Raw genomic sequence first — 17,519 nt, 5'->3', positions numbered from 1 at the left:
GACCCTCCCCTTGTGGGGAGGTTTATTTTTTTCAGAGAGAACGCCATGAGCTTGCACCAGGATCTGATCGAGCGTGACCGTAAGGTCACGTTTCACGCCTCCACCCACCTCAGGGATTTCGCCCAGGGCGACGCTCCGGGCCGGGTCATCACCGGTGGTCAGGGCATCAACATCGTCGACAAGGATGGCCGCGAGTTCATCGACGGCTTCGCCGGGCTATATTGTGTGAATGTCGGCTACGGGCGCACCGAAATCGCCGAGGCGATCTACAAGCAGGCGATGGAAATTTCCTACTACCACACCTACGTGGGCCACGCCAACGAGCCGCAGATCGAGCTCTCCGAGCGCATCCTGAAAGCCGCTGGCATGAACATGTCGAAGGTCTACTACGGCATGTCAGGCTCAGATGCCAACGAAACCCAGCTCAAGATCGTGCGCTACTACAACAATGTGTTGGGCCGCCCACAGAAGAAAAAGGTGATCTCGCGGATGCGCGGCTACCACGGCTCCGGCATCGCCTCCGGATCGCTGACCGGCTTGAAGGCGTTTCACGACCATTTCGATCTGCCCATCGACACCATTCGCCACACCGAAGCGCCGCATTACTACCTGCGCGCCGCGGAGCAGCACGGCATGACCGAGCGCGAATTCTCGGCGTACTGCGCCGAGAAGCTCGAGACGATGATTCTCGAAGAGGGCCCGGAAACCGTGGCGGCCTTCATCGGTGAGCCGGTACTCGGCACCGGCGGTATCGTGCCGCCGCCGGAAGGCTACTGGGAAGCCATTCAGGCGGTGCTCGCTAAGTACGATGTGCTTTTGATCGCCGATGAAGTGGTCTGTGGCTTTGGCCGTACCGGCTCGGAGTTCGGCAGCCACCACTACGCCATGAAGCCGGATCTGGTCACCATCGCCAAGGGACTGACCAGCGCCTACCAGCCGCTTTCCGGGGTGATCGTCGGCGACAAGGTGTGGAAAGTGCTCGAACAGGGCACCGGCGAGTTTGGCCCGATCGGCCACGGCTGGACCTACTCCGGCCACGCTTTGGGTTGTGCGGCGGGGCTTGCCAATCTGGATATCATCGAGCGCGAGAACCTGGTGGGTAACGCCGCAGAAACCGGCAGCTACTTCCAGCAACAGCTCAAGGCCACGTTCGAAGGCCACCCGCTTTTGGGCGACGTGCGCGGCGTGGGCCTGATGGCCGCCCTCGAGTTCTCCCCGGATGCCCGGGAGCGGTTGCACTTCGACCCGGCGTTGAAAGTCGGCCCGCGGGTCGCCGCCGCGGCGCTTGAAGAGAATCTGATCGCCCGGGCCATGCCCCAGGGCGATATCTTGGGCTTCGCACCGCCTTTGACCATCAACCGCCAGGAGGTGGATGAGGTGATCGAGCGCACCAAACGCGCCGTCGACCGGGTGACCGACGAGCTGACCCGCTCGGGGGATCTCAAAACCGGCAACCAGGAAGCGGCGTTTACCGTTTGAGCCGCTGAGTCTTCATTACCGGCAAGGTTAGAGCGCCGCTACGCCCTGTAGCGGCGCTTTTGTTTCGTGCTTGCCGTCGTTTCGAGCTCGCGTGCCATTGACGCCGTCTCATCCACCACCTATAAGCATTCAAGCCCTCCCTCACTCTCAGGTCGCCAGGCACTCATGTTCCTGCTCGTCGTTACCGCAACGCTTGCCATTGCCCTTTCGTTTGTATGCTCCATCCTCGAAGCTGCACTGTTGTCCATTACGCCCAGCTACATTGGCCGGCTCAAGGATGATGACCCCGGGCTTCACGACGCCCTCGAGGGTTTGAAGACCCACATCGACCGGCCGCTGGCGGCGATTCTCACGCTCAATACCATTGCCCATACGGTCGGGGCGACGGCGGTCGGCGCCCAGGCGGCGGTGGTGTTCGGTGAAAGCTCGATCGCGATCGTCTCCGCGGTGATGACGCTGTTGATTTTGGTGCTTTCCGAAATCATTCCCAAGACGATCGGGGCGACCTACTGGCGGGGGCTGGCGCCGTTTCTGCCGCGCCTTTTAAGGCCCATGATTCTGGGGCTTTTACCCTTTATCTGGCTCTCCGAGCAGATCACGCGCCGTTTGGGCACCGCCGAGCACGATGTCGACCTGCGTGGCGAGATCAAGGTGCTGGCGCGGGTGGGCCTCGAGCAGAAGGTGCTCGACGAGGACGAATCGCGCACCATCATCAATATGCTCAACCTGCACGAAATCGCCGTATCCCAGGCCATGACCCCGCGTACGGTGTGCGTCACGGTCGCCCCGGCCATGACCGTCGCGGCCTTTTTCGAGGCGTTCGGCAAGGCGTCGTTTACTCGCTTTCCGGTCATGGATAGCGGCGAGCAGCCCTTTGGCTACGTGCACAAAGCGGATATCTACCACGCCGACGATGACAAAACGATGAGCGAGCTTGCCCACCCCATCGGGCGAGTGGAGGGCGCCCATAACGTCGAGCGCGTTTTCGTCTCCATGCTGAAGGATCACATGCACATGCGGGTGGTCTTTGACGAGCACGGCACGTTCGTGGGCTTGATCACCCTGGAGGACATCATCGAAACCATTCTGGGTCAGGACATCGTCGATGAAACCGACCGCGTGGCGAATCTTAGACATTACGCCCGGCAGCGCTGGCTTTCGCGCATTAGACGCAACGAAAAAAGCCAGCCACCGCCCCCGGATGTTTTGATCGCGAGCGAAAAATAACATACTGGGGCCCCACGGCGGCCAGTCCCATCGAGTACCGCCGGGTCGAGTAGCGACGTGGTGGGGGCTGGCAAGCCGGCTACTCGAGAAACCGACGACTTAAAACCGCAAGCGAGGTGAACATGCAACCGGTACTGGCTTTTGACGTATACGGCACGCTCATCGATACCCAGGGCGTTGTCGTGGAGCTCGAGCGCCGCCTGGCCCAGCCAGAAAAGGCCGCGGAGTTTGCACGGCGCTGGCGCGAGAAGCAGCTGGAGTACAGCTTTCGCTTTGGTTTGATGGGCGCCTACGTAAACTTTGCCGAATGCACGCAAAAGGCGTTGGTCTTGACCGACCGCGCGATGCAAACCGGTCTTTCCGACAACGACTGCGACCACCTGATGGCCGTGTACGGTGAGCTGCCCGCCTTCGATGATGTGGCGGGCGCGCTTGGCCAATTAAAAGAGGCCGGGCTACGCTGCGTGGCGTTTTCCAACGGCACCGAAGAGGCCATGGGGGCGCTACTCGGCAAGGCCGGGGTCACCGCCTATATGGACGACATGGTCAGCGTCGATCGTATCAAGCGCTTCAAACCCGACCCCGCGGTCTATGCCTACCTGCGCAGCCGGCTCGATACCCGCCCGGAGCATACCTGGCTCATTTCCAGCAACCCCTTTGACGTGATCGGCGCCAAACACGCCGGCCTCAAAAGCGCCTGGGTGCGCCGTCGCTCGGATGCCCCTTTCGACCCCTGGGGGATCGAACCGGATATGACCGTGACCGGCCTGGACGACCTGGCCAAGCGAATGGTGAGCCAGGCGGGCACCAGCGCTTGATAGTGGTATGACGCTATAGCGATATAGCGAAAAAATCGGCCCGCCAGGACGGCCAGGGGGTGGGTCTATTAGCGTTTAATGTTCTATAGTGTGCGTGCTAAAAGTCATTTTCGTTATGAGGGGTGCTTGCCCCGCCGAGGAGGAACGATGTCATTACGTATCAATGCAGTCGTACCGGATTTCGAAGCCGATACCAGCCAGGGCAGCATTCGCTTTCACGACTGGATTGGCGATAGCTGGGCGATTTTGTTCTCTCATCCGAAAGACTTTACCCCGGTCTGCACCACCGAGTTCGGCGCGGTCGCCAAGCTCAGTGAAGAGTGGAAAAAGCGCGGCACCAAAGTGATCGGTGTGTCTGTCGACGGCGTCGACGACCACAAGCGCTGGGCGGGGGATATCGAAAGCTACAGCGGAAGTTCGGTCGAGTTTCCGATCATCGCCGACGAAGGCCTCGCGGTCTCCAAGCTTTTCGATATGCTGCCAGAGGATGCTTACCTGCCCGATGGCCGTACCCCGGCGGATAGTGCCACCGTGCGCTCGGTGTTCATCATTGGCCCGGACAAGCAGCTGAAGCTCTCCATGACCTATCCGATGACGGTCGGGCGCAACTTCGGTGAAATCCTGCGTGCCCTCGATGCGCTGCAGGCGACGGCCAAGCACGGCGTTGCCACCCCCGCGGATTGGACCGTGGGTCAGGACGTTATTATTCCGCCCAGCGTATCCAACGAAGACGCCAAAGAAAAGTTTGGTGATTTCGATGCGGTGCTGCCGTACCTGCGCAAGACCAGCCTCAAGTAACGGGCACGAAAAAGCCTGCAAGGCCAGGCCTTTGATAAGAAGAAGGGCGGCGATTAGCCGCCTTTTTCTATACCCACAGGGTCGCTTACGCGGACTGTAGAGCGAGCTGATCCACCGAGTTCGACACGCCCCGGGCGCCGGTAAGGATCTCGTTGACGATGGTCTCGATTTCACCAACGCTTATCTGGCTGTTTTTACCTTGCTCGACGACCTGCTGAACGGCCAGGCTGGTGCGCTCGACCAGGTCGCTGTTTTCCTTGAGCACGCGCGTGATCTCTTCCACGGCTTCGCTCGAGCCCTTGGCCAGCTGGCGTACTTCGTTGGCGACCACGGCGAAACCACGCCCCTGTTCGCCGGCCCGGGCCGCTTCCACCGCCGCGTTGAGCGATAGCAAATTGGTTTGGTTGGCAATTCTGGCGATCGAGGCGGTGATTTTATTGATGGTTTGCGCCTGCTGGTTGAGCGCGGCCATCAATGCCTGGGCATCTTCCAGGGTTTTGGACGCCTGCCGAGACTCCTCGACCACCTTATGCAAGTGAGTCAAACCGTTTTGGGCGATCTGTTCGGTTTGGCTGGACGTGCTTTGGGCGTTGAGCACCGCGCGCCGGGCAGCTTCGTTCTCTTGAACGGCCGAGGTGATGTCGGTGGCGAACTTGACGACCTTGATGACGTTGCCTTTGCTGTCGAACACCGGGTTATAGGTCGCTTCCAGCCAGATGCTCTGGCCCCGGCTGTTGAGTCGCTCGAACTTACCCTGTTTGAACTGGCCGCTGGCAAGCTCGCCCCAGAACACCGCGAGTTGGGGAACGAAGTCCGGCGTGCAGAAAATACGGTGATGCTGGCCGGTGATTTCGCCGCTTTTATACCCCATGGTGCGCTCGAAGTTGACGTTGGCATTGAGGATGGTGCCATCCGGGGTGAACTCGATAACCGCCATGGAGCTATCCAGCGCTTTCAATACCGCGCTGTGGCTCTCTGCCGACTGGTGCTGCTTGGAGATGTCGCTTGCGATCTTGATGATTTTGACCACCTTGTGGCGGCGGTTTCTCACCGGCAGGTAGATCGCTTCGAGCCAGACATCCTCACCGCTCGCGCTGATACGCCGAAAGCTGCCCTGCTGGGACTCGCCGTTGACAAGGGCTGCCCAGAAGCGCCGGTAATCCGGGGAGTCGACCTCTTCCTGGGCGCAGAAAATACTGTGGTGTTGGCCAACGATATCTTCCAGGCAGTAACCGACCTTCTCCAAAAACAGGGGGCTTGCGTCTTCGATGATGCCCGCCGGCGTAAAACGGATGCTGGCAGTGTGTTCCTGCAGCGCCGCGGGCAGGGCGGAGTGTGTGATGTAAGCGAGCATGGTGGCTTCCCTGTGAGCTGCGTATTTGTATAAGTATTTTTTTGAGTTGTACGGCTTGTATACAACTTTTATCGGATTATATTAGTGCGAAAGTAGCCAAAGTCTAACTATTTTTGATGAGGGCGCACGGGCAGGTGTGTAGACGATGGTGGGCGGGGAGTGTGACCATGATCCTGCTTTATTCCCCGTTTGGCTAATAGTGGTTTACTACATACGATATAGAAGTTGACTAATAGTGGGTGGCAATCGAAGGCTTGCTTGCTATAATCCACCGCCCAGGCGAAAGCTCTATCCGGGCTTATCGCTCAATCTTTAGTTCAAGATAGTTGCCGTCCATGTCCTTCAAACTGCGTTGGAAGATCCTTCCACCCTAGCGTTATGCCCCCCCTCCTTGCGGCTTCGAGCCGTGTTTTGTCGCCCCCGGACGACGCGTTTTCACGTGTCTATGGCGGGTAGTGAATGATTCAGCACACTTCTGACCAGGATATGGGTATGGCGCTTTTTAGCAAGCACGAATGGTTTTCAAACATCAAAGGCGATTCGCTTTCGGGAATAGTGGTGGCGCTTGCGCTGATCCCCGAGGCGATCGCGTTTTCGATCATCGCGGGTGTCGACCCGAAAGTAGGGCTCTACGCGTCGTTTTGTATCGCGGTGATCATCGCCTTTACCGGCGGACGCCCGGGCATGATCTCGGCGGCCACCGGCGCCATGGCGCTTCTGATGGTGACGCTGGTGCGCGAGCATGGCCTCGAGTATCTGCTGGCGGCCACGCTGCTGACCGGTGTCCTACAGATCGCGGCCGGCTATCTGAAGCTTGCCGAGCTGATGCGCTTCGTCTCACGCTCGGTGGTGACGGGCTTCGTCAACGCGCTGGCGATTCTGATCTTCATGGCGCAACTGCCGGAGCTTACCGATGTCACCTGGCACGTCTACGCCATGACCGCGGCGGGGCTTGGCATCATTTACCTGTTTCCTTACTTACCCGCTATCGGCAAGTCGCTGCCGTCGCCGCTGGTGTGCATCGTGGTGCTGACCATCGTGTACGTGGTAAGCGGCATGGATATTCGCACGGTCGGCGATATGGGCGAACTACCCGATACGCTGCCGGTCTTCTTGTGGCCCAGTGTACCGTTGACCCTTGAAACCCTGACCATCATTTTCCCCTACGCCATCATGCTGGCGGTCGTGGGCCTTCTGGAATCGATGATGACGGCGACCATCGTCGATGATCTGACCGATACCCCGAGCAACAAAAACCGTGAGTGCAAGGGGCAGGGCGCGGCCAACATCGGCGCGGGTCTGCTTGGTGGCATGGCGGGCTGCGCGATGATCGGTCAGTCGGTGATCAACATCAAATCCGGCGGGCGTACCCGGCTTTCCACGCTGATTGCCGGCGTGGTGCTGCTTTTAATGGTGGTATTTCTTTCCGATTGGGTCTCGCAGATTCCCATGGCGGCGCTGGTGGCGGTGATGATCATGGTGTCGATCGGTACCTTTAGCTGGGAGTCGATTCGCGATCTGAAAAAGCATCCCATGAGCACCAATATTGTGATGCTGGCCACGGTGGCCGTGACCGTGGGTACCCACAATCTGGCGCTTGGCGTATTCGTCGGCGTGCTGCTGGCGGCGCTGTTCTTCGCCAACAAGGTGGGCAATATCATGTACATCGGCTCGACCGAGGTCGAGGCAGGGCGTGCACGCGAGTATCAGGTGGTCGGCCAGGTGTTCTTTGCCTCTTCCGAGCGCTTTTTAGCGGCGTTCGACTTCAAAGAGAGCCTGGATAAGGTGACGATCGATCTATCCCGTGCGCACTTCTGGGACGTGACCGCCGTGCAGGCCCTTGATCGCGTCGTGATCAAGTTTCGCCGCGAAGGGACCGAGGTGGAACTTGTAGGCTTGAGCGAAGCCAGCGCCACGGTGGTCGACCGTTACGCGGTGCATAACGACCCCCAGGCCGTCGAAAAACTGATGGGCGGCCATTGACGCACGGCCACTGACGAACAAGGAGAACAGCATGACCGAATACGTTGTGACCGAATACGTCGTCGCCGCCATCGACGGCTCCCGATTTTCAGAGGGCGTCTGCGATTACGCCGCCTGGGCGAGCCGTGCGTTGAAAGCGCCGCTGAGTTTCGTTCACGTGGTCGATAATCACTCCACGGCCCCCGGCGAACAGGATCTTTCCGGCAACCTGCGTTTTGGTGCCCGCGAGCACCTGATGGAAGAGCTCTCTACCCTCGACGAGCAGCGCGCCAGAATAAACCGGGAACAGGGGCGGCTGATGCTGGAAGCCGCCCAGACGCGCGCCGTTGAAAAGGGCGTGACCGACCCCGCCGTGCGTCAGTTGAACGGCACGCTGGTGGAGACGCTGGTCGGGCTCGAAAACGAGACGCGGCTGGTGGTGGTGGGCAAACGCGGCGAAACCGCGCATCAGGCCAGCCATCATTTGGGCGCCAATCTCGAGCGCGTCGTGCGCGAGATGCACCGTCCTGTCCTCATGGTTCCGGTCGGTTTCAAAAAGCCCCAAAAGGTGCTGATCGCCTTTGACGGCAGCAAGACGGCCCGCAAGGGGGTGGACATGCTGGCCCGCTCGCCGCTGTTTACCGGCTGCGAGTGCCACGTGCTGATCACCGGGGCCGAGACGGCGGAAAATCGCTCTCAGCTCGACTGGGCGCTGACCACGCTGCGCGACGCGGGTCACGAGGCGCTGGGTGCCATTCGCGCAGGCGAGGTCGATGAGACGCTCGATACCTATGAGCGGGAGCACGGCATCGATCTGCTGGTCATGGGGGCCTACGGGCATTCGCGTATCCGCCACCTGCTGGTGGGCAGCACGACGACACGCATGCTGCGCCAAAGCGAGCTACCGGTTCTGGTTCTTCGCTAAACGCCTCTGTGCCAGCCGCTCGCCCAGAGCTACGCCACAAAGCCACATGACCAGGCTGAGCAAAACGTAGAGCAGGGCGAGCTTGGGCTCGCTTTGAAGCAGTGAAAGCACTTCCAGGCTGAACAGCGAAAAGGTCGTAAAGCCTGCGCAGTAACCCGTCACCAGCAAGGGTTGTAGGCGCGCCCAGACGCTTTCGCCCCGGTGCGACGCCATGGTGGCAAGCCAGCCTATCAAAAGCGACCCTAAGGCATTGACGATCAGCGTGCCCCAGGCAAAGGCGCTGCCCAGCGCGGCCAGCGCCCAGAGCGAAACGCCGTAGCGGCAAACGCTGCCAAGCGCTGTACCCAACCCCACCGCCAGGTACGCTTTTACGCCGGCCACGCGCCGCCTCCCGCCAAAAACCAGCCCACTCCCGCCATCAATAGCCCCAGGCCAAGCGTGCCCATAAAATTGGCCGCCGCCGCCAGACGGCGCTGGTTTTGCCAAAGCGAAAGCGTTTGCAGGCTAAGCGAGGAAACGGTGGTGTAGCCGCCGAGCAAACCGGCGACCAACATAAGGCCGAGCGGGGAGCTTGAAAGGTGCGCCAGGCCGTAGTGGCCCAGCAGGCCGCCGGCGGCCAGGGCGCCACTGGCGTTGACCAGCAGCGTGCCCCAGGGAAACCCCGGCCCCCAACGCCTTGCCGCAAGGTTGACGACGGCGAAACGCCCCATGCCGCCAAGCCCGGCGCCCAGGGCCAGCAGTGTCACGTTGATCAATCCTTGCCCCATCGATTCCTCTCGTCCAAGGCGTCATCGGAGGGAGTATAACAGGCCCGCGGCGGCGGGCCCTGGGCGATGGGTTCAGACCGTAGCGTTGTCCGCTGGGGCGGGGGTGTTGGCACCGGATTCGAGCGAGGCGTTGATGCCCGCAAGCAGCGCTTTCAGCGAGGCGCTGACCGTGTCGCTATCTTCGGCGAAGGCGCAGATGCGCTGGCCGTCGACATTGAGCTGCACGAACGCAATGGCGTTAGCTTCGCTGTCGCCGCCCAGCGAGTGTTCGCTGTAGTCGACGATCGCCACGTGGCTGCCAGAGTGCTGATGCCATGCATCGGTAAAGGCGGACATGGCGCCATTGCCGGTACCCGCCAGTCGCAGCGTTTGCGAACCTTCCCACAGGGTGATTTCGATACCTTCGTTTTGGCCCCTGGATAGGCGGTAATCCGCCAGGGCCAGCGGCGCCGGGTGGCTGAAATGATCGAACATCACCTGGCGGACCATTTCGCTGGAGAGTTCGCTGTTGCGCACCTCGCTCTCTTTTTGAACGTAGGGGGCCAGCGCCAGCATCATCCAGCGCGGCAGGTTGATGCCGTAGTCGCGCTCCAGCAAGAACGCCATGCCGCCCTTGCCGGACTGGCTGTTCACGCGGATCACCGCCTGGTAGTCGCGGCCGATGTCGTGAGGGTCGATGGGCAGATACGCCACCTGCCAGGGCTCGTCCGCCTTCTGGTGCTTGAGCGACTTGCGGATCGCATCCTGGTGGCTTCCGGAAAACGCGGTATAGACCATCTCGCCGACCCAGGGGTGGCGGGGGTGCATGGTAATGCCCGTGCATTCGTGGACCACCTGAATGATCTCGTCCGGGTTGGAGAGATCGAGCATGGGGTCGATGCCCTGGCTGTAGAGGTTCATGGCCAGGGTCACGATATCCATGTTGCCGGTACGCTCGCCGTTGCCCAGTAGTGTGCCTTCCACCCGGTCGGCGCCGGCCAGCAGCGCAAGCTCCGCCGAGGCCACCGCGCCGCCGCGGTCGTTATGCGTGTGCACCGAGATAATCACGCTGTCGCGCCGGCTGATGTGCTGGCAGAAATACTCGATCTGGTCGGCGTGATGATGCGGGCCGGCCACTTCCACGGTGGTGGGCAAGTTCAGGATGCAGGGGGTGTCCGGGGTAGGCTGCCACACGTCCATCACCGCCTCGCAAATTGCCAGCGAGAAGTCGATCTCGGTGCTCGAGAAGCTCTCCGGCGAGTACTGAAAACGCCAGTCGACGCCCGGGTACTTGTCGGCGTAGGTCTTGACCCAGGTGGCGCCCTGCACGGCGATATCGGTAATGCCGCCGCGGTCCATCTCGAAGACCCGCTCGCGCTGAACGGTGGAGGTCGAGTTGTAGAGGTGGATGATCGCGCGCTTCACGCCAACGAGCGACTCGAACGTCTTCTCGATCAGGTGCTCGCGACACTGCACCAGCACGGCGATGGTCACATCCTCCGGGATCTGGTCCTCCTCGATCAGCCAGCGCACGAAATCAAAATCCGGCTGGCTCGCCGAAGGAAAGCCGACCATCACTTCCTTGATGCCGACCTTGACGATCTGGTGCCAGAAGCGTTTTTTCTGCTCGACGCTCATCGGCTCGAGTAGCGCCTGGTTGCCGTCGCGCAGGTCCTCGCTCACCCAGATGGGGGCGCGCTCGAGATCCTTGTCGGGCCACGTGCGGTTGAACGCGGGAACGCGGGGGGCAGGGCGGTATTTGCGATGATCGAAGGCGGACATAAACGCTTCCTGACGGTTGTTCGGAAAAATGAGCAAGGCCTGGCGAACACTGGGCTTCTGGATCACAGTTGCCCCGTCGCCGGGCTTTTACGATAGCACCAGTATAGCGCTGCAGCCGTAGAAGATTATTGCTAATCAAGAGAACTTGCGCGGATAATTGGCAGAAACTATTTTTAAAACTCTATTTTACGGCAGGAGATAGCCGATGTTGCCGACTCCGTTAGAGCTCGATCGCTATGATCGGCATATTCTCGATGTGCTTCAACAGGAGGGGCGCATCAGCAATCAGCTGCTCGCCGAACGGATCGGGCTTTCGCCTTCGCCGTGTCTTCGCCGGGTACGCGCGCTGGAAGAAAACGGCCTGATCACAGGCTACCGCGCCGAGGTCGATGCCCGCCAGCTCGGGTACGACCTGATGGTCCTTTTGCATATTGCCATGGACCAGCATACCCAGGAGCGCTTCGATAACTTCGAGCGCCACGTCCGCGAGATTCCCAACGTCATCGAGTGCTTGATCATCACCGGCCAGGCCGCGGATTTCCAGCTCAAGATTCTGATTCGCGATATGGACGAGTACCAGCATCTGCTGCTGCGCGTTATCAACCGCATCGAAGGCGTCACCGGGGCGCATACGAGCTTCGTGCTGCGCCGGGTGTTCGAGCATCGCCCGGTCTCCACCCGGCCCTGACGGCGCCGTCATCAATTACTCTCAAACTCTTCTCAAACCGTTTCAAGGAGAAAACCATGTCGATCGAGCGCCACGATACCAAAGCACGCATGAGCCGCGCGGTCATCCATCAAGGGGTGGCGTATCTGTGCGGCCAGGTGGCAGGCCCCGACGCCCGCCAGGGCGATATTACCGAGCAGACGCAAAGCATGCTCGAGCGCGTCGATGCGCTGCTAAAGGAGATCGGCTCCAGCCGCGAGCAGCTTTTGAGCGCCACGGTGTATCTCAAGGAGGGCGGTGATGTGGCGGCCATGAACGCGGTGTGGGACGCCTGGGTGCCGGAAGGCTACGCCCCGGCGCGCACCTGCGTGTGCGCGGCGATGCCTTCCGAGGAGCTCAAAGTGGAAATTACCGTAACCGCTGCGGTGGGCGAGTAGCGCTCACGCGGCGCCGTTTGAACGCTACTCCAGCGGAAAGCGCGTGTCGCGCAGGCTCTCCTTGATCTTTTTAAGGTGGGGTAGAAAATCCTCGCCCCGGCGCAGCGTCACGCCGGTGGCCAGCGCGTCGATCAGGGTGAGCTGGATGACCCGGGAGGTCATCGGCATGTAGTGGTCGGTGTCCTCCGGGGTGGCGACGTCCAGGGTGGCCGTACACTCCCGGGCCAAAGGCGAGTCCGGCGCGGTAATGCCCAGTACCACCGCCCCCGCCGCTCGGGCGATTTGGGCGATATCGACGAGCTCCCGAGTGCGGCCGGTGTAGGAGATGATCACCACGACATCCCCGGTATGGCAGGCCGCAGCCACCATGCGCTGCATCAGGACGTCGATGTAGGCCATGACCGGCAGGTTGAAGCGAAAGAACTTGTGCTGGGCATCCTGGGCCACCGCACCGGAAGCACCCAAACCAAAAAAGTGAATGTGCTTGGCCTGGGTGAGGTAATCGACCATGCGCTCGACCGCGGCCATGTCGACCTGGCGCTCGGCGTCTTTTAGCGCCGCAATCGTGGCGCCGAAGATTTTCGGGGTGTACTGGGTGGCGTTGTCGCCAGGCTCGACGGCACGGGTTACGTAGGGCGTGCCGCCAGCCAGGCTCTGGGCCAGCTTGATCTTGAAATCCGGATACCCCTTGGCGCCAAAGTTGCGGCAAAACCGGTTGACGGTAGGCTCGCTGACCCCCGCCGCCTGGGCGAGGCTTGCGATGCTCAGGCTCGTCGCCGCTGCCGGGTCGTTCATAATGACGTTGGCCACCTTGAACTCGGAGCGGTTTAAGTCATTGAGCCGTTCGCGTAAGCGGTCAAGGAGGTCGTGGGCCATTGGGTTTCCTGAGCGTTCGTCGTGGGGGAGTGGGCGCCCCACCGAGTACAAAAGTCGTAAAATTCATCGGCGGGCAGAGGCTGGGAGTAATAATACCCTTGCGCCGCTTCACAACCAATGGAGCGCAGGTAATCCGCTTGGGCTTTCGTCTCGATCCCCTCGGCCACGACGTCGCAGCCTACCGCGTGGGCCAGCCGGGTAATCGCCAGCGCCAGGTGGCGGTCGACCTCCATGTCTTCGAGGTCCATCACGAAGGCGCGGTCGATCTTTAACGTCGAGAAGGGCAGCGTCTTGATGTAGGCAAGCGAAGAGTGGCCGGTGCCGAAATCGTCGATGGCGACGGCGATGTTGTTCTCGGAGAGCTTGGCAAGCTGGGCGCGCGCATTGTGCATATCGCTCAAAAGGCCGGACTCGGTCACTTCCAAAGCGAAAAAGCGCATGGGAACGTTAAACGCGGCCAGGGTGCTTAAAAGCGTTTCGGCAAAGTCGCGCCGGCCGAGCTGGCGAGCGGCGACGTTGACCGCGATATGAAAGTTATCCTCCAACAGTCCTTGCCCACGCCAGGCCACGATGTGGCGCAGCGCCTCTTCGATGACCCACTCGCCGATGGTGAGAATATCGCCGCTGGCTTCGGCCAGCGGAATGAACTCCGCCGGTGATATACGGCCAAGCGAGGGATGATCCCAGCGCAGCAGCGCCTCGGCGCCGATCACCTGATTGGTCGAAAGCGACAGCTTGGGCTGAAAGGCCAGGCTCATTTCCCCGCGCTGGGTGGCGCCGCGAATCGATTGCTGTAAGTGCAAGCGGTGGCGCTGGAGCGTTTCGAGCTCTTCGTTGTAGCTCTGCACGCGCACGGGGCCGTTTTTCTGCGGCAAGGCAAGCGCGGCCATGTGCACCAGGCGCTCCGGGTCGAAGGCGCCTTCCGCGCTGCTGATGCCGATACGCACGGCCAGCGGCAGCAGTAAATCGTCCAGCGTCTGGTCCTGGTTGAAGCACTCCAAAAGCTGTACCGCCTGGCCGATCAACTGATCGATGCTGGTTTCGGGTAGCACGACCAAAAGCTCGCTACCGCCCCACATGCCAAGCTTGGCAGTGTCGCCTAGCTGCCCGTAGAGCTGTTGGCTTACGTGTAGCATGAGTTTGTCGGCAATCGCGTAGCCGTGAAAGCGCACCACCTCGTCGAGCTGGTCGATGGCGATAAACAAAAGCCCGGTCGGGGTGTTTTCGTTCGCCGCCATACGCAGCGTCTGGGTCATCGCTCGGCGGTTGGGCAGCTTGGTGATGGTGTCCGTACGCGCCTGGTGGTCGAGCGCCTGATGCTGCTGCGCCGTTAGCCGCTCCAGGTTTTCGGCTTGCTGAGTGCGCAGCTGGTAGCGGTGTTCGACCTCCAACACGTTGTGAACGCGCTGCATGACGTCGTCGTGCTTGAAGGGTTTGGTGATGAAATCGCGCACGCCCATGGATTGGGCGCGACGGCGGGTCTCATCGTCGATTTGTGCCGTCAACACGATGATGGGAAAGGCGTGGTCGCCAAACGCCGCGTTGAGCGCCTCCATGACCGCATAGCCGTCCATATGCGGCATGCGGATATCGAGCAGCATCAGATCCGGACGCTTTCTTTGGCAGTAGCTCACCACCTCCCGCGGGTCGCTCATGCCATGGGTGTTGTCAAAGCCGTGATCATCCAAAAGATCGAGTAGCAGCTCGACGTTGGCCGTATTGTCATCGACCACTAACAGGTGTTTGCGGGCTAGTTTCATGGATCACTTCCAGGCGCAACGTGGAGAAACTCTTTGAGCATGCTCGAGAGTTTCTCGATATTGATAGGTTTGGTCAGGTAGTCGTTAAAGCCCGCCGCCAGGCCTTCTTCTATATCCCGCGGCAGCGCATTGGCCGACAGCGCAACCACCGTCATGGCCTCGAGTCCTGGTGTTTGGCGCAGGGCTTTAAGGGCCTGATAACCGTTCATGCCCGGCAGGTGGATATCCATCAGCACCAGGTCCGGGACCGCGTGGCGCAGGATATCCAGCGCAAGCTCGGCGCTGGCAACGGTTTGCAGCTCGATCTCGTCGAAATCGTCGATAATGTCCTGCATCAGCTGCTGATTCGTGGGGTTGTCCTCGACGTAGAGCACTTTAAAGCGCCGCTTGCTGCTTTGCGGGCCTGGCACGGCGGGCGCGGACGTGTCCGTTTTCGCCACGCCGTGTTCGGCCAGTGGTAGCGTGAACCAGAACGTCGAGCCTTGTCCCGCTACGCTACTGACCCCGATATGGCCCTGCATGCGGGTGACGAGCTCCCGGGTGATGGCAAGCCCGATACCGGTACCCTCGATGGTGGTGTGTTCGGCTTCCAGCCGGTTGAAGGGCTGAAAGAGCTCGTGCTGACGCGCCTCGTCGATGCCTATGCCGGTGTCGATCACGCTGATCTTCAACGTGTCTTGCTGGGGCGTCACGATGATCTCGATCGCCCCGTTGTCGCAGTTGTACTTGATCGCGTTGGAAATCAGGTTCAAAAGTACCTGCTTGGTGCGGGTGTAGTCCGCCATGACGCTTGACCCGGCCTCCACCCTGGCGCGCTTGAGCGTGATGCCTGCCGCTTCGATATTAGCCTCGAGGGTGGCGCAGGCGTCGTCGAGCACGTTGGCGACCAGGATCGGCTCGAGGGACAGCGCCAGATGCCCCGCCTCAATTTTGGCAAGATCGAGCACCTCGTTGATCAGGCTTAAAAGGTGCTGGCCGCTGGTTTCGATCTGGCCGACCTGGCGCTGCTGTTTTTCGCTGAGGGGGTCGCGGCGGCCCTTGCTCATCAGCTGGGCAAAACCGATGATGGCATTGAGCGGCGTACGCAGTTCGTGGCTCATCGACGAGAGGAATTCGCTTTTTGCCTGGTTGGCCTTTTCGGCCTGGTCCCGGGCGGTCGCCAAATCGCAGGTGACCTGTTCGCGCTCGGCCATTTGCCGGTACAGATTGATCAGCAGTGCACAGGTATCGGTAAACGGCTGAAGCCAATCGAGCAGCGCCTGGTTGAGCGGCTGCTTGCTGTTGGCAATGGCGTACATGCCGATCAGACGTTCGCCGCTGTAAATGGGCACGCCGAGGTAGTTGTCCAGACGCGGGTGCCCGGGTGGAAAGCCGCCGCGCTCGCGGTGGCCATACACGTCGTCGGTCATCACGACCTCGCCGTGGGCAAATACCCGGCCAAGGAGCGAGCCGGGATGGGTCAGTGTCATGTCGCCACTGCGCAGGCGCGCCATCAGCTCCCGGGAGGAGGCGCTCCAGGAAAGATCGGTAATGGCGTGAATCTTGAGGGCATTGGTGGTATCGGTGGGCAGTACCTCGCCAATCAGCGCGTAGTCGCTGTCGGTGAGCTCGCGCAGCGCCTCCAAAAGAAACGTCCAGAGCTGCTCGCCGGACATCAGCGCCTGGTAGTCGGTAATCCCCTGATGCAGCACCTTCAAAAGGCTCTGCTCCTTTACGATTCGCCGGTTGGCTTCGTAAATGGTGGTCAAATCGGTCAGCACGCCCAAAAACTCGACCACCTTGCCCTGGTTGTCGTGAATGGCATTGACCGCCAGGTGCACCGGCACCCGGTGGCCCTGGCGGTGCATCGCCTCGACCTCGCGCCCCCGGCCAATCACCTTGGGCTCGCCCCCGTCCAGATACCGCGAGATGAACAGGTCGTGTTCGCTGGCAATGTGGGGCGGGGTCAAAACGGCGATGTTTTGGTTCAAAAGCTCGTGCGCTTCGTAGCCCAAAAGGCTCAGGGCGAAGGGGTTGATCGCGATGATAGAGCCTTCGCGGTCGATGCGAATCTTGGCGGTAGCGCTTTTGCTGAACAGGGCTTCGAAGCGCCGCGCGGTGCGCGTAAGCTCGGCCCGTAGCTTGTGCTGGCGTAAAAGCTCTTCGACCTGGCCTGCCATGTTGGCCAGAAGCCGCTGTTCGCGCTCGGTAAAGTGGCGGGGCGTTTTGTCGATCAGGCAAAGCGTGCCGATCACCTGGTTGTCGACCGGGCGCAGCGGGTAGCCCGCGTAAAAGCGAATGTGCGGGGCCTCCAGGACCAGCGGATTATCGGCAAAGCGCGGGTCCTTGAAGGTGTCTTCGACAACCAAAATGTCGTTTTTGTAAACGGCGTGGGCGCAAAACGAAAACTCCTTGGGGGTTTCATCGACGTCCAATCCGGTATGCGACTTGAACCACTGGCGTTTCTCATCGACCAGTGAAATCAGCGCAATGGGCACTTCGAAGATATCGCAAGCAAGCTCGGTCAAACGTTCCAGCGTTTCGTCGGGAAGCGTGTCCAGCACCTCCAGGCTATGCAGGGCCGCTAGGCGCTGGGGTTCGTTATAGGGGATGTCGGCGGCTTGCATATGTCGTCCATAAAATTGAGCCAATTCATTGTTTATCGGACATTTGGGCCCGGGCTTTAATAATCCGGCACTGAGCGGGGCG

General features: G+C 60.7%; 15 protein-coding genes. 8 read left to right on the top strand and 7 right to left on the bottom strand.

All coding sequences use genetic code 11. The annotated features are described in order from the left end of the window. Positions 1 to 45: 45 nt before the first annotated feature. From ACWHVV_RS13630 to ACWHVV_RS13615, 4 genes are all read left to right on the top strand, one after another. A complete protein-coding gene (locus ACWHVV_RS13630) occupies positions 46 to 1,479 on the top strand; it encodes an aminotransferase (RefSeq protein WP_447926720.1) in 1,434 nt (477 codons plus the stop codon). A 165-nt stretch (positions 1,480 to 1,644) separates the two neighbouring features. After that, the gene (locus ACWHVV_RS13625) at positions 1,645 to 2,706 is read left to right on the top strand and encodes a CNNM domain-containing protein (RefSeq protein WP_447926719.1); all 1,062 of its coding nucleotides are present in this window, start codon (positions 1,645 to 1,647) and stop codon (positions 2,704 to 2,706) included. 122 nt (positions 2,707 to 2,828) lie between these two features. Further along, entirely contained in the window at positions 2,829 to 3,524 is a 696-nt protein-coding gene (locus tag ACWHVV_RS13620; protein ID WP_447926718.1) for a haloacid dehalogenase type II, read from the top strand. 147 nt (positions 3,525 to 3,671) lie between these two features. Continuing rightward, entirely contained in the window at positions 3,672 to 4,322 is a 651-nt protein-coding gene (locus ACWHVV_RS13615; protein ID WP_447926717.1) for a peroxiredoxin, read from the top strand. 85 nt (positions 4,323 to 4,407) lie between these two features. Here the strand turns inward: ACWHVV_RS13615 and ACWHVV_RS13610 are convergent, their stop codons facing one another. Beyond that, positions 4,408 to 5,676: a methyl-accepting chemotaxis protein gene (locus ACWHVV_RS13610; RefSeq protein ID WP_447926716.1), complete on the bottom strand. Its 1,269-nt coding sequence runs from the start codon at positions 5,674 to 5,676 to the stop codon at positions 4,408 to 4,410. A gap of 492 nt (positions 5,677 to 6,168) precedes the next feature. On the opposite strand from ACWHVV_RS13610, the gene ACWHVV_RS13605 reads away from it, so the two are divergent. Both ACWHVV_RS13605 and ACWHVV_RS13600 read left to right on the top strand, forming a co-directional pair. Further along, a complete protein-coding gene (locus tag ACWHVV_RS13605; protein WP_447929157.1) occupies positions 6,169 to 7,659 on the top strand; it encodes a SulP family inorganic anion transporter in 1,491 nt (496 codons plus the stop codon). A 46-nt stretch (positions 7,660 to 7,705) separates the two neighbouring features. Next, on the top strand, positions 7,706 to 8,563 hold the full coding sequence (locus tag ACWHVV_RS13600; protein WP_447929156.1) for a universal stress protein: 858 nt from the start codon (positions 7,706 to 7,708) through the stop codon (positions 8,561 to 8,563). Here the strand turns inward: ACWHVV_RS13600 and ACWHVV_RS13595 are convergent. The 3 genes from ACWHVV_RS13595 to ACWHVV_RS13585 all read right to left on the bottom strand — a co-directional run bounded on the left by ACWHVV_RS13595 (position 8,540) and on the right by ACWHVV_RS13585 (position 11,091). After that, complete coding sequence (locus ACWHVV_RS13595; RefSeq protein WP_447926715.1) at positions 8,540 to 8,944, bottom strand: fluoride efflux transporter FluC; 405 nt, start codon at positions 8,942 to 8,944, stop codon at positions 8,540 to 8,542. The genes ACWHVV_RS13600 and ACWHVV_RS13595 overlap by 24 nt on opposite strands. Further along, positions 8,932 to 9,309: a fluoride efflux transporter FluC gene (locus ACWHVV_RS13590; RefSeq protein WP_447926714.1), complete on the bottom strand. Its 378-nt coding sequence runs from the start codon at positions 9,307 to 9,309 to the stop codon at positions 8,932 to 8,934. Before ACWHVV_RS13590 ends, ACWHVV_RS13595 begins: the two co-directional genes overlap by 13 nt. A 93-nt stretch (positions 9,310 to 9,402) precedes the next feature. After that, complete coding sequence (locus ACWHVV_RS13585) at positions 9,403 to 11,091, bottom strand: 2-isopropylmalate synthase (RefSeq protein ID WP_447926713.1); 1,689 nt, start codon at positions 11,089 to 11,091, stop codon at positions 9,403 to 9,405. Between the two features lie 205 nt (positions 11,092 to 11,296). On the opposite strand from ACWHVV_RS13585, the gene ACWHVV_RS13580 reads away from it, so the two are divergent. Both ACWHVV_RS13580 and ACWHVV_RS13575 read left to right on the top strand, forming a co-directional pair. Then, the gene (locus tag ACWHVV_RS13580; RefSeq protein ID WP_447529583.1) at positions 11,297 to 11,779 is read left to right on the top strand and encodes an Lrp/AsnC family transcriptional regulator; all 483 of its coding nucleotides are present in this window, start codon (positions 11,297 to 11,299) and stop codon (positions 11,777 to 11,779) included. 56 nt (positions 11,780 to 11,835) lie between these two features. Then, on the top strand, positions 11,836 to 12,195 hold the full coding sequence (locus ACWHVV_RS13575; RefSeq protein ID WP_447529582.1) for a RidA family protein: 360 nt from the start codon (positions 11,836 to 11,838) through the stop codon (positions 12,193 to 12,195). A gap of 24 nt (positions 12,196 to 12,219) precedes the next feature. On the opposite strand, the gene hexR is transcribed toward ACWHVV_RS13575, so the two are convergent. From hexR to ACWHVV_RS13560, 3 genes are read right to left on the bottom strand one after another with little or no spacing between them, the layout of a single operon-like run. Continuing rightward, positions 12,220 to 13,071 (bottom strand): transcriptional regulator HexR, encoded by an 852-nt coding sequence (gene hexR, locus ACWHVV_RS13570; protein ID WP_447926712.1) that lies wholly within the window; start codon positions 13,069 to 13,071, stop codon positions 12,220 to 12,222. Next, a complete protein-coding gene (locus ACWHVV_RS13565) occupies positions 13,023 to 14,831 on the bottom strand; it encodes a GGDEF/EAL domain-containing response regulator (protein ID WP_447926711.1) in 1,809 nt (602 codons plus the stop codon). The genes hexR and ACWHVV_RS13565 overlap by 49 nt, the downstream gene beginning before the upstream one ends. Continuing rightward, positions 14,828 to 17,437: a GAF domain-containing protein gene (locus ACWHVV_RS13560; RefSeq protein WP_447926710.1), complete on the bottom strand. Its 2,610-nt coding sequence runs from the start codon at positions 17,435 to 17,437 to the stop codon at positions 14,828 to 14,830. The genes ACWHVV_RS13565 and ACWHVV_RS13560 overlap by 4 nt, the downstream gene beginning before the upstream one ends. Between the last annotated feature and the right edge of the window lie 82 nt (positions 17,438 to 17,519).

The organism is Vreelandella sp. EE27, from assembly GCF_968206495.1.
The sequence above is the reverse complement of the archived record's forward strand: the minus strand, read 5'-3'. Positions and strand labels throughout refer to the sequence as shown.

Coding starts and splice junctions, on each gene's coding strand:
- ACWHVV_RS13560 (WP_447926710.1), bottom strand. CDS start 17,437: ATGCAAGCCGCCGACATCCCCTATAACGAACCCCAGCGCCTAGCGGCC.
- ACWHVV_RS13575 (WP_447529582.1), top strand. CDS start 11,836: ATGTCGATCGAGCGCCACGATACCAAAGCACGCATGAGCCGCGCGGTC.
- ACWHVV_RS13625 (WP_447926719.1), top strand. CDS start 1,645: ATGTTCCTGCTCGTCGTTACCGCAACGCTTGCCATTGCCCTTTCGTTT.
- ACWHVV_RS13585 (WP_447926713.1), bottom strand. CDS start 11,091: ATGTCCGCCTTCGATCATCGCAAATACCGCCCTGCCCCCCGCGTTCCC.
- ACWHVV_RS13615 (WP_447926717.1), top strand. CDS start 3,672: ATGTCATTACGTATCAATGCAGTCGTACCGGATTTCGAAGCCGATACC.
- ACWHVV_RS13610 (WP_447926716.1), bottom strand. CDS start 5,676: ATGCTCGCTTACATCACACACTCCGCCCTGCCCGCGGCGCTGCAGGAA.
- ACWHVV_RS13620 (WP_447926718.1), top strand. CDS start 2,829: ATGCAACCGGTACTGGCTTTTGACGTATACGGCACGCTCATCGATACC.
- ACWHVV_RS13605 (WP_447929157.1), top strand. CDS start 6,169: ATGGCGCTTTTTAGCAAGCACGAATGGTTTTCAAACATCAAAGGCGAT.
- ACWHVV_RS13630 (WP_447926720.1), top strand. CDS start 46: ATGAGCTTGCACCAGGATCTGATCGAGCGTGACCGTAAGGTCACGTTT.
- ACWHVV_RS13580 (WP_447529583.1), top strand. CDS start 11,297: ATGTTGCCGACTCCGTTAGAGCTCGATCGCTATGATCGGCATATTCTC.
- ACWHVV_RS13565 (WP_447926711.1), bottom strand. CDS start 14,831: ATGAAACTAGCCCGCAAACACCTGTTAGTGGTCGATGACAATACGGCC.
- hexR (WP_447926712.1), bottom strand. CDS start 13,071: ATGGCCCACGACCTCCTTGACCGCTTACGCGAACGGCTCAATGACTTA.